The organism is Aquimarina brevivitae (assembly GCF_004216895.1).
In the GTDB taxonomy this organism is placed as follows: Bacteria; Bacteroidota; Bacteroidia; order Flavobacteriales; family Flavobacteriaceae; genus Aquimarina; species Aquimarina brevivitae.
In genome coordinates this window covers 342,825-357,267 of the sequence record NZ_SGXE01000001.1, presented here as the reverse complement: position 1 = coordinate 357,267, position 14,443 = coordinate 342,825, and the positions used below count along the sequence as shown (strand labels likewise).

The 14,443-nt window shown below is 36.9% G+C and carries 9 protein-coding genes; 4 read left to right on the top strand and 5 right to left on the bottom strand.

Annotation, left to right across the window (positions count from 1 at the left end):
• The first annotated feature begins 47 nt into the window (after positions 1–47).
• The 3 genes from EV197_RS01410 to EV197_RS01400 are packed head-to-tail and all read left to right on the top strand — an operon-like array spanning position 48 to position 7,316.
• Positions 48–5,582 (top strand): alpha-2-macroglobulin family protein, encoded by a 5,535-nt coding sequence (locus EV197_RS01410; protein WP_130284951.1) that lies wholly within the window; start codon positions 48–50, stop codon positions 5,580–5,582.
• Positions 5,583–5,641: 59 nt separating this feature from the next.
• Positions 5,642–6,409: a 5'-nucleotidase C-terminal domain-containing protein gene (locus tag EV197_RS01405; RefSeq protein ID WP_242610672.1), complete on the top strand. Its 768-nt coding sequence runs from the start codon at positions 5,642–5,644 to the stop codon at positions 6,407–6,409.
• Positions 6,399–7,316 (top strand): bifunctional metallophosphatase/5'-nucleotidase, encoded by a 918-nt coding sequence (locus EV197_RS01400; RefSeq protein WP_130284950.1) that lies wholly within the window; start codon positions 6,399–6,401, stop codon positions 7,314–7,316. Before EV197_RS01405 ends, EV197_RS01400 begins: the two co-directional genes overlap by 11 nt.
• On the opposite strand, the gene EV197_RS01395 is transcribed toward EV197_RS01400, so the two are convergent.
• Positions 7,317–9,548: a response regulator gene (locus EV197_RS01395; RefSeq protein WP_130284949.1), complete on the bottom strand. Its 2,232-nt coding sequence runs from the start codon at positions 9,546–9,548 to the stop codon at positions 7,317–7,319.
• A 255-nt stretch (positions 9,549–9,803) separates the two neighbouring features.
• Between EV197_RS01395 and pbpC the strand changes: the two genes are divergently transcribed.
• The gene (gene pbpC, locus EV197_RS01390; RefSeq protein ID WP_130284948.1) at positions 9,804–12,161 is read left to right on the top strand and encodes a penicillin-binding protein 1C; all 2,358 of its coding nucleotides are present in this window, start codon (positions 9,804–9,806) and stop codon (positions 12,159–12,161) included.
• A gap of 9 nt (positions 12,162–12,170) precedes the next feature.
• On the opposite strand, the gene EV197_RS01385 is transcribed toward pbpC, so the two are convergent.
• From EV197_RS01385 to EV197_RS01370, 4 genes are all read right to left on the bottom strand, one after another.
• A complete protein-coding gene (locus EV197_RS01385; protein WP_130284947.1) occupies positions 12,171–12,674 on the bottom strand; it encodes a YciI family protein in 504 nt (167 codons plus the stop codon).
• 80 nt (positions 12,675–12,754) lie between these two features.
• Complete coding sequence (locus EV197_RS01380; protein WP_130284946.1) at positions 12,755–13,222, bottom strand: CYTH domain-containing protein; 468 nt, start codon at positions 13,220–13,222, stop codon at positions 12,755–12,757.
• Positions 13,223–13,228: 6 nt separating this feature from the next.
• On the bottom strand, positions 13,229–13,708 hold the full coding sequence (locus EV197_RS01375; RefSeq protein ID WP_207224185.1) for a hypothetical protein: 480 nt from the start codon (positions 13,706–13,708) through the stop codon (positions 13,229–13,231).
• Between the two features lie 58 nt (positions 13,709–13,766).
• A complete protein-coding gene (locus EV197_RS01370; protein ID WP_130284944.1) occupies positions 13,767–14,426 on the bottom strand; it encodes a Rossmann-fold NAD(P)-binding domain-containing protein in 660 nt (219 codons plus the stop codon).
• Positions 14,427–14,443 lie beyond the last annotated feature (17 nt).

The window sequence follows — 14,443 nt, the reverse complement described above, 5'->3', positions numbered from 1 at the left end:
AACTAAAAATTTATAGTATTTTTATAACTCATAAAAAACCATTCTCTATGCGACTATCCCATCTTTTCCAGGTAGTATTACTTTTTGTTATTGTCATAAGCTGTAAAGACAAATCTGATAAAGAAATTGCAGCTGAAAACGCTTCTGAGTTTAAAAAATATCAGGAGTATATCGCTGATGTTTCCAGTGGTACTATATCGGTATATGATGAGGTTTATGTTGTATTGCAAACACCGGTTCAAGGTTGGGATGATAATCAAAAATTACCTAGTGATATTCTTAAAGTTTCTCCAGCAGTAAAAGGAAACGTAATTGCGGTTAACAATAGGACTATAGCCTTTCAACCGCAAGAACCTTTTGAAGAAGACACTGCCTATACCTTTAGTCTTAATCTTGAGGATGTTGTAAAAGATCTTGACGAGGATTTGGAAGAAGAATTCGTCTTTACCATAAAAACCCTAAAGCAACAGTTTAACGTGATAACGGACAATCTGCAATCGTATAATAAAGATTGGCAATATGTAGATGGTGTTATTAGTACTAGTGATAAGATGAAAGCTGAAGTTGCGCAGCATTTGATTAAGGCAACGCAAAAAGGGAAAAACATCAACATTAACTTCAGTACCGTAAAGGGGATGGCACGTCAATTTAATTTTAGAATTGACAGTATTCAACGCTATGAGGATAATTCAGAAGTGTTGGTAGAATGGTCTGGAGAAGCTTTCAATATCGATACTAAAGGAGAAAACACTTTGTTTATTCCTGGTAAAAATAATTTTACGGTTCTCAATGTAGCTGTTTCGAACCTCGAAAATCAATATGTAGAAATCAATTTTTCGGATCCGCTTAAGAAAAATCAAAACTTTGATGGATTAGTCACTATTGCAAATGCTAAGGATTTAAAATTTACCGTCAACGGAAATGTGTTAAAAGTTTATCCTAAAGAAGAGCTCAAAGGAACCCTTGCTGTAATGGTTTTTCAGGGTATACAAAGCACCTACGATTATCGACTAAAAAATACGTATACTGAAAACGTATCTTTCCAACAACCCAAACCAGAAATTCGACTCGTTCAGAGTGGGGTAATATTGCCGACTTCGGATAACCTGAAGTTTAATTTTGAAGCTATAAACCTGAAGGCGGTTGAGGTCCAAGTGGTTAAAGTATTTAAGGACAATGTACTACAGTTTCTACAAAATAATAACCTTGAAGGTAGCCGAAATCTAAAATCTGTAGCAAGACCCATAGCAAGTAAATTGATTAATTTAAGTGAAAACGCCTCCCTCAATTTAAGTAAGTGGAACACCTTTGCCATTGATTTAAAAACCTTAATTGATCCAGATCCAGGGGCAATTTATAGAATTGAGTTAAGCTTCGCTAAAAGTTATTCCTTGTATAAATGTCCTGGACAAACGGTAGATGATACTCCGGTTAGCGAATTAGTAGAGAATTATGATCAGGCCATTGCAGAAACTAGTTATTGGGATAATGCAGACTACTATTACAATGACTATTACGATTATGATTACGATTGGAGAGAACGAAACAATCCCTGTGATCATTCTTTTTACCGAAACAAAAAGGTAGCTGCGAATGTATTGGCTTCGAACATTGGAGTCACGGTTAAAAAAGGAATTAATAATGCCTATATGGTTGCGGTTAATGATATCATCTCTACCAATCCTATACCCAATGCAAAAGTTACTTTTTACAATTATCAACAACAAGAAATAGGAACTGCAACCACAGATGCAGAAGGGATCACAGGATTTGATGCTACAGACCCAGCCTATTTTGCTATCGCCTCTGTTGGAAAACAACAAACCTATGTTAAGTTGGATGATGGTAACTCTTTATCTGTAAGTAAGTTTGATGTTTCAGGAGTTCGACTGCAAAAAGGGATAAAAGGTTTTATCTATGGAGAACGAGGAGTTTGGAGACCTGGTGACACACTTTTTCTTTCCTTTATGTTAAATGATAAAGCCAATAAGCTACCAAAAGGTCATCCTGTAAAATTTGAATTAAGAGACCCTTATGGCAAACCGGTTTATCAAGAAACAAAAATAAATGGGTTAAATAACCTTTATACCTTTACAGTATCCACGGAGGATGATGCACCTACTGGTAATTGGCAAGCCAAAGTAAATGTAGGAGGGGCCTCGTTTACCAAATCGCTTAAAATAGAAACGATAAAGCCTAATCGCTTAAAAATAAAAACGAGTTTTGATCAGGATATCTTAGGTAATAATAAGACGAATAGAGGAATGCTGGAGGTTACCTGGCTTCACGGGGCGGTTGCCAGAAATTTAAAAGCAGATATTAATGCCCGTTTCACACCAACTAGGACCACTTTTGATCAGTTTCCGGGATATACATTTGATGATCCATCCCGCACCTTTAGAACCGAAGAACAACAAGTGTTTGATGGACAACTGTCGGCAGAGGGTAAGGCAACATTTATACTAAGTCCAAAACTAAGCAATGCTGCTGCTGGTATGATCAATACTGCGCTAATCACTAAGGTCTATGAAAATGGAGGAGATTTTAGCACAGATGTAATCACTAAAACCTATTCCCCATATGATACCTATATCGGACTTAATGCTCCCAAAGGAGATAAGGCAAGGGGAATGTTATTAACAGACACCAAACATAAGTTCGAAGTCGTTTCTGTAGACGAAAACGGCAACCCTAAAGCAACAAAAAATCTTAAGGTTTATATTTATAAAGTAAACTGGCGATGGTGGTGGGATACATCAGCTGATAATTTATCGCAATATAACAGAAGCTCATATCGAGATAATGTATACAACACTACTGTTTCTACGGGCCCAGATGGCAAGGCAAGTTTTGACTTTGAATTAAAATATCCAGAATGGGGCAGGTATTTGGTGAGAGTGGAAGATCCTAATGGAGGTCATGCTACCGGTAAAACTATTTATATTGACTGGCCAGGATGGGCAGGCAAATCAAGAAAAAATGACCCTTCGGCTGCTACTATGTTACTTTTTTCAACGGATAAAAAAGAATACACCGTTGGAGAGCAAGCACTGATTACCTTTCCATCCAGCAAAGAGGGAAGAGCTTTGGTAACTGTAGAAAACGGAACCGAAGTCTTGCATTCGCAATGGGTAATGACTCAGGATAAAGAAACCAAGTTTAATCTGGATATTAAAGAATTATATACACCCAATGTATATATCCATATTACGTTATTGCAGCCGCATGCGTCTACCCGCAATGATTTACCTATCCGACTCTATGGCGTAATGCCAATTGCTGTAGAAAATCCTAAAACACGGGTGCAACCCAAAATCACTATGCCAGATGTCTTGAAACCTGAAGAATCAGTTACCATCAAAGTAGGTGAAGCCGCTGGAAACGCAATGACCTATTCCTTGGCTATTGTAGATGAAGGACTGTTGGACTTAACACGATTTGGCACGCCTAATCCGTGGGATACTTTTTATGCCAGAGAAGCCCTAGGAGTAAAAACCTGGGATGTTTACGATGATGTTATCGGAGCATATGGCGGAAGCATTAATCAAATCTTTGCGATTGGTGGAGACGCTGAGGCAGGAGGCAGTAAAGCTAAGAAGGCAAATCGATTCAAACCTATGGTGGTGTTTAAAGGGCCTTTTGAACTTAAAAAGGGTGAAGTCAGAACTCATAAAATAGATATCCCTAAGTATGTTGGAGCAGTACGAACTATGGTTGTTGCCTCCAATGCAGATCAAGCTGCGTATGGCAGTGCTGAAAAATCCACCCCGGTGCGCAAGCCTTTAATGGTATTATCGTCAGTGCCGAGAAAGATAACACCGGGTGAGAAAGTAACCGTTCCGGTTACTGTTTTTGCCATGGAGAATAAAGTGAAAAATGTAAACGTGACGCTAAGACCTAACAAAGGTTTTACGATTAAAGGAGAGGCTTCCCAAACTATTACATTTGATCAACCCGATGAGAAAATGTTGTATTTTGAAATAGAAATACTCGATGGAGTGACTACAACCGAAATCGAAGTGGTAGCTTCGGGGAATGGTGAAAAGGCATCTTATACCGTACCCATAAATAGTGTTAATCCAAATCCAATAACTACAGAAGTTTCTTCTATTATTTTAGAGCCTAATAGTGAACAGCAAATTGATTTTGAAGCTTTTGGGGTTAAAGGGTCCAATAACCTAACTATTGAGTTTTCTTCTTTGCCTCCTATGAATTTTGAGAGTCGATTGGATTATCTGATTCGTTATCCACATGGTTGTGTAGAGCAAACTACCTCTGCTGCATTTCCACAATTGTTTTTGGATGATTTATTTTCACTTTCTTCTGAGCGTAATCAAAAGATTCAGTATAATATAGAAAGAGCTATTGCTGGGTTAAAGCGATTTATTCAACCAAGTGGAGGAATGTCTTACTGGCCGGGTTATAGTACCTCAAGTGATTGGGGCACAACCTACGCAGGCCACTTTTTAATAGCAGCCAACAAAGAGGGGTATGTGCTTCCGATTGGATTTAAAAGTGCCTGGATCTCCTATCAACAACAAATGGCTAAGCGTTGGAGAAGCGGTGGTAATGATCTAGCACAAGCCTATCGTTTGTATACCTTGGCATTAGCTGACGCTCCAGATCTTTCTTCAATGAATAGATTACGAGAAACCGCTGACCTAAGTAATGAAGCGAAGTTGCGATTAGCTGCTGCTTATGCCGTGGCTGGGCAAAAAAGTGCTGCTAAGCAATTATTAGATGCTTCAGTGCTTAATTTTACGCCAAGAGCTAACTACTACTACACTTATGGTTCAACAACGCGTAATAAAGCAATGGCTTTAGAAACACTTATAATTTTAGATGAAAAAGCAAAAGCACAGCAGTTGGCCAAAGACATAGCTAATGACTTGTCTTCTAAAAACTGGTATAGTACGCAGACCACAGCGTATGCCTTAATTGCTATGGCCAAATTTGCAGATTATATAGGTGGAAAAGGCGTTGATGTTAGGTATACTCTTAATAGTAAAAATAAAACAGCAAAAACGCCAAAAACCTTTGCAACATCTGGTGACTTATCCATCCAGCAATCCAATAATTTGATGCTAAAGAACAATGGAGATAATACCATCTTTGTTCAATTAGCTCAAGCGGGTATTTTGCCCGTAGGAGAAGAAAAGGTTTTACAGCGTAATTTAAGAGCAATTGTAGATTTTAAATCAAGAGATGGTAAAATTATTGATGTGTCGCAGTTACGACAGGGTACTGATTTTGTAGCAGAGGTTACAATTACCAATACATCAACAAATAAAATTAATGACATTGCGCTGAGCGAAATATTTCCCTCAGGATGGGAGGTGGTAAATACACGATTTACCGACTTTGGTTCTTTTAAAGCCAACCAAGTTACCCATACTGATATTAGGGATGATCGGGTATTCTTTTACTTTGATTTAAAAGCTAAAGAAAGCAAAACCGTAACCTTATTATTAAACGCTTCTTACCTTGGTCGCTATTATTTACCTGGCGTGCAATGCGAAGCAATGTATGATAATGAATATATAGTAAGGACTAAAGGATCCTGGGTAGAGGTTGTTAAATAAATTGCTTTGGGCTACGCTTTTGATATAAATTATTTACCATTGCAAAATAAAATTGGCAGATGATGAATTATGGTAAAATACTAAGTGCATTGCTGATGTTCACAGTACTTCTTGGCTGTAAAGATAATGTCTTGAAGATTACACAAGTGGAAAGCCTATCGCACCCGATAGATAGCACAATTGTAGAAGATACAACTATCGATGAATTTATTAAGCCGTATCGATTGCATCTTAATAAAACCTTAGATTCTGTGTTATGCTATGCCCCCAAGAATTTTGTAAAAAGTGATGGCGAGTTAGAGAGCTCTCTAGGAAATTTGATGGCTGATATAGCGTTGGAGCAAGCGCAACCTTATTTTGAAAAAAGAAATCAGAAAAAAATAGATTTTGTTTTACTGAACAAAGGAGGGATGCGAGCCCCAATTCTCAAAGGTGGAGTAACCGCTCGTAATGCTTTTGAATTAATGCCCTTTGAAAACGAATTGGTAGTTGTTGCTTTAAATTATATGCAAATAAAAGAAATGCTTAAATACCTATTCCAGGCTAAATCTGCTCATCCGGTTGCCAATATTAGGTTGCAACTGGATAAGAAAAAGAAATCGGTGGTCGAAGTGAATGTTGGAGGAAAGGAATTGGATTCGTCAAAAACTTATCTGGTACTAACCACCGACTACTTACAACAGGGAGGGGATAATATGAAGTTTTTTAGCAATCCTGTAGCCCTTTATAAAACCGACTACAAATTACGAAATGCTTTAATCGATTATTTTAAGAAAGTTGATACGCTAAAGGTTGAATTAGATAATAGAATGCGTTATGCAGAATAGAAGGACATTTATACAACAAGTAGTTTCTGCAGGAGCCTTGGCAGCGGTATCTGGTGCGGGTTTATTATCATGTACCAGATCAGAAACTAAGAAAATTACCATTTTGCATACTAATGATGTACATAGTCAAATAGATCCATTGCCACAACATCATTATAAGTATCCTGGTCTTGGGGGTTTTGCACGTAGAGCCACATTGATTGAAAAAATACGATTGGAGAACCCGAATACACTGCTCTTGGATGCTGGAGATATTTTTCAGGGCACACCGTATTTTAATTACTACGGAGGCGAATTAGAGTTTAAACTAATGTCAAAACTGGGCTATGATATAGCAACGCTAGGTAATCACGATTTTGATAATGGTATTGAGGGTTTGTTGGCTCAAATGCCTAATGCCGATTTTCAGTTTATTTCGGCCAATTATGATTTTACCAATACCGCGCTGGATGGTTATGTTAAACCCTATAAAGTTATTGCTAAAGATGGTGTAAAGATTGGAGTATTTGGATTAGGAATCGAACTCGAGGGATTAGTAAATAAATCACTATATAAAGAAACTACGTATCTAGATCCTATCGAGATCGCTGAGGAGATGGTTAGGGTTTTAAAAGAATTAGAGCAATGTCATATTGTTATTTGTTTGTCCCATATTGGATACAATTACCGCGATTCAAATAAGGTAAGTGATCGTGTAATTGCACAAAAATCAAAAGGTATTGATTTAATAATTGGTGGGCATACCCATTCGCTTCTACCAAAACCTGAGATTGTAAAAAATAAGGAAGGTGAAGACGTTTTTATCAATCAATGTGGTAAGAGTGGAGTTTATATGGGGCAAATTGATTTTTATTTAAATGATAAGGGAGAAAAACAAACCGTAAATGGAAAGGCTATACCCGTTTAATTAAGAGATTGACTTCGCTTTATTTGGTTTCAGGTTTCTACGAATAGCGGCATTGAGATCTATCTTAGTCAAGGGTTTGTTGATTAAATCATCAAAACCTGCTTTTTTACAATCTTTTTCTACCTCTTCAATCTCTGCTGCGGTTAAGGCTATTATAGGAATATGGGAATTAAACTGACGGATTTTTTGTGTAGCTTTCAATCCATCGAGCACAGGCATGTTAAGATCCATCAAAATCAGATCAAATTCTTCATTTTGTAAAGCCTGGATAGCTTCAATTCCATTTTCAACGATTGTTGATGTACAGTTGATACTGGTCAATAAATTTTTGGTCACCAACTGGTTAATCTTATTATCTTCAGCCACTAAGATTTTGGCAGAAAGTACCTCTTCCATCGGTAGTTTTTTGGATTCGCTGGGAGTGTCATCTGATGAATTAGAAATTTGCAAGGCTAGACTAAAGAAAAATACGGAACCTTCTTCGAAAGTACTTTTACACTCAATTTCGCTATCCATGATAAGCAAAAGATTCTTAACAATAGATAAGCCTAGGCCTGTACCTTGCTTATTGTCGTATGGATTTCCAATTTGAGTAAATTCTTCAAAAATACTTTCCTTTTGATCTTCTGGGATACCAATTCCTGTATCTTCCACTTCAAAACGAAGCGTTACTTCGGATGGTAATAACTCTTCTATGCGTACTCTTAGGGTTATCGTTCCTCCTGTAGTAAACTTGATGCCATTACCTATTAGATTAATTAGAATTTCAGAAAATCTAAGGGTGTCAATTTCTAAAGGGCTGGGTATGGTTTCATCAAAGTCTAAAACCAAGGTATTGTTCTTAGCTTCTGCCTGGTACTCAAAGGATTTGATAATATTTTGACAAAGAGCGTGGAGATTTGTAGGAGTTGGGGTGACCACCATTTTCTCTGGTTTTTCGGAATCAACCTTACTGATTTTCAGTACTTTGTTTACCAGATCTAACAGGTATTCTGCCGAAAATTTTAAGGAACTCACTAGTTTTTCGTCTTCATTGGACTGTTTTTTTGTTTCTGATAGTAAAGAGGATATTCCGATGATTCCATACAAAGGCGTGCGTAATTCGTGGGTAATAGTAGAAATAAATTGAGATTTTACTTTACTGAGCTTTTCTTCTTTTGCCTTTGCTTCTTCTAATAACATATTTCTAGACTCTAGAATTTTATTAGATTCTTTCTTGGATTTATAGCTGCGATAATAAAAGAAAATCACAATGATTAGGAGGATTAAAACAAGAAATGAAATGTAAATGATAATTAAATTATTTCTCTGCAGGTCTTGTAGTAATTCCTTTTCCCGGCTTGAAGCAAGTAATTCTTGTTCATAACGGTCTAATTTGGTGCGTATGTTGGTAATTTCTTCATTTTTTAAGCGGGCATTTTCAAAAACCTTGACTTCGTTAGCGTAAAATTGTTTTTGCGCGGCCAATGCTTTTGGATAATCCCTCATTTTTTCAAATAGTTCAGCGCTATATTTGTAATAATAACTTTTCCCTCTGATCCAGTTTTTTTCTTGAGTATTAAGAGCAGTGTAGGAGCTGTCAAAATGTGCTTTTGCTTTTGTATAATTACTCTCGTAGGTGTATTTTCTTGCTTGTAAGAGGTGAATAGTGCTGAAATCTGGTTTAAGGCTATCGGCAATGGTGGTATTGATTCGTTCAGCTTGTTCGAGATACGGATAAGACTCTGGATATCTACCTAAGTCCATAAAAGTCCAAATCACATTATACAGCGGTATCAATAAGTTTTGATCAGGTACATTACCCTCCGCTAGTTGTAATCCTCTTAGATAATAGGTGAGGGCTTCCTCATAACCATCATCATCTTCATAGCAGAGATTACCCAAGGCTTGTAAGATGTAAGGTAAATACTTCTGATCTTCCGTTTTTTCGCTATAGGCTAAAGCTTTCTTTAAATTTGATTTGGCATTTTTGTAATCCAAGATTTCATATTGAATGGTACCAATCATAAAGTAAGCATAGGAGAGATAGTGCTCATTTTCAATTTTATGGGCATAAGTAACCCCTTTAAATGCAAATTCTAAGGCCTCTAGCATTTTATTTTGGGTTCTAAGTTGCTCAGACGTGCTTAGAAGATAATCTAAACTGTCTATTTGAGTTTCAGCAACAATCTCACTAGAAATTGAAGGGATACTTATACAAAATGCTACAAAAAATAAAATTACTTTATTCAATTCTCTAAATTTGAAATACTATGAAAGCCGTTTTTTTTAGGTGTAAAAATGATAAAATGGTAGTAGGTAGGGGTATGGTTTTAATAAAAGATACAAGTAACTTTTATAAGGTTTAAGAGTATCTGAAGTTACTAAAATTTAAGAACTTATACGATGAAATTCATAAAAAGTTCTTCCAGTTGATAGCCTTTTAGTAGTTTGGAAATTGAGCACTTCTAATTTTTCAATTATATTACAACCGCACATTTATTTTTAATGCATCTGGTGAAAAAAATTATCAATTACTTAAATCAAAAGAAATTACCGCTATTAATTACTACGGGTGTATTGATATGGTATTATTTTTCACTCCCAAATATATTATTCGATGAACCCACCGCCACGGTACTTGATAGTGCTGAGGGTCATTTGTTAGGTGCACAAATTGCAGAAGATGGACAATGGCGGTTTCCAAAATCAGACAGTGTTCCACATAAATTTAAGGCGTGTATATTAGCTTTTGAAGATCAACAGTTTTATCGTCACCCTGGTTTCAATCCCGTAACTATAAGTAAGGCTTTGGTCGATAATTTAGAAGCTGGAAAAGTAGTACGAGGCGGCAGTACGATAACGCAACAGGTAATCCGCCTATCTCGAAAGAATCAAGAAAGAACTTATGTTGAAAAACTTAAAGAATTGATTTTAGCGACCAGATTAGAATTGCGTTATTCTAAAGAAGAGATATTAGCACTCTATGCTTCATATGCACCCTTTGGCGGAAATGTAGTTGGCTTAGATATGGCTTCCTGGCGGTATTTTAGCTTGCCTCCTTATCAGCTTTCCTGGGCAGAAAGTGCCACTCTTGCGGTTTTACCTAATGCACCAGCATTAATTTATCCAGGTAAAAATAAAGAACTATTACGCCAAAAACGCAACCGATTATTGCACCTACTTTTTCAGCAAGGTACAATTGATAAACTAACGTATACTTTAGCCCTAGAAGAGGACTTACCAGCAAAACCTTATGATTTACCACAAATAGCGCCACATGCATTGCAATATATAAACAAATCGCATCGGGGAAAGCGTGTGCAAACCTCAATTAAATATCGATTGCAACAACAAGTCAATGTTCTGGTAAACCAACACTATGCATTGCAGAAGCAAAATGAAGTACACAATCTCGCGGTGCTAGTTTTGGATGTTAAGCAAAGAAAAGTCATTAGCTATGTGGGTAATGCTCCTACGGATAATGCGCATCAAAAAGATGTAGACGTCATACAGGCGGCCAGAAGTACAGGAAGTACTCTAAAACCATTATTATATGCGGCAATGATGGATAAAGGAGAGCTGTTACCTCAGGAACTGGTAGCTGATGTGCCTACTGTGATAGCAGGATACAATCCTCAGAATTTTGACGAAAGTTATAGCGGTGCGGTTCCGGCAAATAGGGCTTTGGCTCGATCCCTTAATATCCCTGCGGTACGCTTATTACAACAATATGGTTTAGAACGATTTAGAGATGAGTTGAGGGCATTTAAGATAAAAGATTTAAAGTTTAGTGCATCTCATTATGGACTTTCTTTAATTGTAGGTGGAGCCGAAGGAAGTCTTTGGGACCTCTGTAAAACCTACGCGGGATTGGCAGGTACATTGACACATTTTAATGAAACCTCAAGTGAATATTATCAAAATGAATTTATCGAACCATCCCTCTTGGCTAATGAGGAAGTGAAGTTTGGGGATCTGAAAAGAGAAAAAATGGTGTATGGAGCAGGTAGTATATGGCTTACTTTTCAAGCGATGAAAGAAGTCAATCGACCGCAAGAAGACGAAGCCTGGAAATTTTATGACTCAGCTCGGCAAATAGCCTGGAAAACCGGAACTAGTTTTGGGAATAGAGATGCCTGGGCTATTGGAATAGATAAAAACTATGTAGTTGGTGTTTGGTTAGGTAATGCGGATGGAGAAGGCAGGCCAGAACTGACTGGGCTTAATGCAGCAGCTCCCTTATTGTTTGATGTATTTAATCTGTTGCCCAAAAGTGAATGGTTTGCCACACCGTATGATGATTTAATGACACGTGAGTTGTGCCAAAAAAGTGGAGCCATTGCAGGAAACTATTGCCCAGTAACCTCTCAGTTAGTAGTGCGGTCTAAATACGATAAAATGCCTTGTGTCAATCATAAATTGGTACACTTGACCCGTGATGGGCAGTATCGCGTAAATTCCTCTTGTGAAAGCGTGAGTAATATGATCCAAAAAAGTTGGTTTGTTTTGCCACCATTAGAGGCGTATTTCTATAAAAATAGCCAGGCAGATTATCAACCACTACCACCCTTTAAGTCCAATTGTATGCAAGGCAATGAAAATAGAATGGACTTTATATTTCCTAAAAATAATAGTATCGTATATCTCCCAAAGGATTTTGATGGTCAAAAAAGTGAAGTGGTGCTTAAAATTGCACATACTAATCCTACACTACACGTATATTGGTATGTAGACGAAAATTATCTGGGCGTAACTAAAGAGTATCACGAATTAGCGATTCAGCCAGCGCCGGGTATGCATATAATTACAGCCTTAGATGATTACGGCAATGAAATAAAGACAAAACTCGAGGTGCGAGAATAAAGATAAGAATTAGCGTAGTGGAAATCCTTTAGCAGCCCACCACGGATGTATTTCAATAACAAGTCTACCTGCTTGTACAGAGGGATCCAAGTTTGCCAAGCTATCTGCCATTTGGTAAGTGGGTACATTATAAATCGTTATTCCTCTAATGTCGCCATCATCTCCGAAAGGTCCTGAAATATCAGCAAAGCCTGCTTCGTACATTTTACTTAAGTGTTCCAAGTGTAACTTTTGAAGGCTATCAGCTTCTTCTTTGGATTGAGATCGTTCTGGACCTCTTTTTAAAAATGCAATGAAATATTGTTGCATGATAATCGTATCACCCGTTTTTTCATCGATATAGTCAAAGGTTTCATAACCTTTCTTAGTAAGGGTGTCTTTAAGCGCCTGGATAGATGTTTTGGTATTATCTATTTCTTCTTCGGCAATAGTTTTTATAGGTTCAGGATGATCTTTTGGGTGTTCATTGCAGGCAATAGTAACAAGAAGGATACATATGAATAAAATTCGCATAATCTTTACGTATAGTTAGGAATTAGTAAGGTACTAAATTTTATATTATTTTGGAATTATATGTAATGAGTTAGGTACTATTACCATTTTAAAAATGGATGACGCGCCAATTGTGAGTTGTAGTACTTAGGATCTCCGGTTACTTCCTGTCCTAACCAATTTGGTTTATGGAAGGTCTCATTTTCATTGGTCAACTCTATTTCGGCCAGTATAAGTCCAATATTGTCTCCTTTAAAAACATCAACTTCAAAAATGTGGTTGGCTATAGCTATTTCGTATCGTACTTTTTCTATCGTACCCGGTTCGCATAATAAAAGCAACGATTCGGCTTCAACAATCTCTATTGGTTTTTCCCACTCAAACCGAGTGGTGCCACTGGTATTTCCTTTTCCTTTAACCGTTATAAATGCCTTTGTTCCTTTAATCCGAATTCGAACTGTACGCCCTGGATCGGTATTTAAAAAACCTTGCTTAATTGGGTACGATTGGTTGGCTTCGGCAATAAAAGCATCTGAGGTCACCAAAAATTTACGTTCAATTTCGATCATAGCATTTTATTGAATTTTATGCATTATAAATTCATAAGGTGAACATTCTACAGCATATTCACTAGCAAATACCCCGGCAGCAACGGAATCCTTGTTTTGATCTAAAAACTGAATGACCACTACTAGTTCACTTTCTTTTTGTTCAAGATATTCCAGTACAGCAAGGGATAAACTATCATTATTAGTTATTGCATGTTTTGTTTGACTTTTATTTATAATAACATTTCCGGTATAATACCCCTCACATAATTGATTATAATATTCTAAATAGTATGCGATGGTGTCTTGGTGTAGCCAATTTAACGCAAGCATTTGATTATAAGAATCTGATGTTTCAAAATCATAAGCCGTGTAAATATGCGTATAGTTTTTTAGTATAGAGTCTTCAACTATATAATCTTTGGTTTTTTCAACTGCTATTTCGGCTTTGACTTGAGGTACTGAAGTAGTTTCTTTTCCTTTCTCTGTTTCGGGATTTTTTTTCAATTTATTACAAGAGTAACTTAAACCCATATTTACAATAAGAAATGAAACTAATAGGGTTCTATACATGAACTAATTCTTTTATTTGGTCTGATGGTATTCGTTGGGTTGGATATTCGTTATTAGCTAGCCAGACCAAAGCATCTGTTATGGTTTCAGGTTCAATAGACCTGTATTTTTTTAATCTTCCGACCAAAACGGGATTAATCAATCGCATCAATTGGATGAACAGAAACTCACCAATTCTTCGCTCTTGTCGTTTACTATCAATAAGCGCAGGTTGTAGAATATACGTGTTTTTAATTTCAAATTCTAAAACCGCCTTTTCCATTTCACCTTTCGTACGGTTATAAAAAATAGTACTTTCAGGATTGGCTCCTAATGCAGAAATGATAAGCAAGGTAGGTATCGCATTGGTTTTGCATAATCGGGCTGCACTTACTGGGATGCCATAATCAATAGCGTGATAGGTTTCCTTATCGGGTGATTTTGATTTGGTGGTACCCACGCAACAAAATACGTCATCTCCTGTAAAAAGATCACCATAATCTCTTAGCCGTAGGACATCGATTAAATGCTCTTCGATTTTGGGATTTTCGATCCCAACAGAAGATCTTGAAAACAATTTTATCTTATCATAGCGGTCATCTTGTAGTAGTTTATCCAATAAAACTCCACCAGTAAGACCGGTTGCTCCGAGTACTATGGCTGTTTTTGGCATAATAATTAGGTTTGTTG

What these genes read in the sequence shown, in the direction of transcription:
- EV197_RS01410 (WP_130284951.1), top strand. Translation starts at nt 48, where the DNA reads ATGCGACTATCCCATCTTTTCCAGGTAGTATTACTTTTTGTTATTGTC.
- EV197_RS01405 (WP_242610672.1), top strand. Translation starts at nt 5,642, where the DNA reads ATGATGAATTATGGTAAAATACTAAGTGCATTGCTGATGTTCACAGTA.
- EV197_RS01400 (WP_130284950.1), top strand. Translation starts at nt 6,399, where the DNA reads ATGCAGAATAGAAGGACATTTATACAACAAGTAGTTTCTGCAGGAGCC.
- pbpC (WP_130284948.1), top strand. Translation starts at nt 9,804, where the DNA reads ATGCATCTGGTGAAAAAAATTATCAATTACTTAAATCAAAAGAAATTA.
- EV197_RS01385 (WP_130284947.1), bottom strand. Translation starts at nt 12,674, where the DNA reads ATGCGAATTTTATTCATATGTATCCTTCTTGTTACTATTGCCTGCAAT.
- EV197_RS01380 (WP_130284946.1), bottom strand. Translation starts at nt 13,222, where the DNA reads ATGATCGAAATTGAACGTAAATTTTTGGTGACCTCAGATGCTTTTATT.
- EV197_RS01370 (WP_130284944.1), bottom strand. Translation starts at nt 14,426, where the DNA reads ATGCCAAAAACAGCCATAGTACTCGGAGCAACCGGTCTTACTGGTGGA.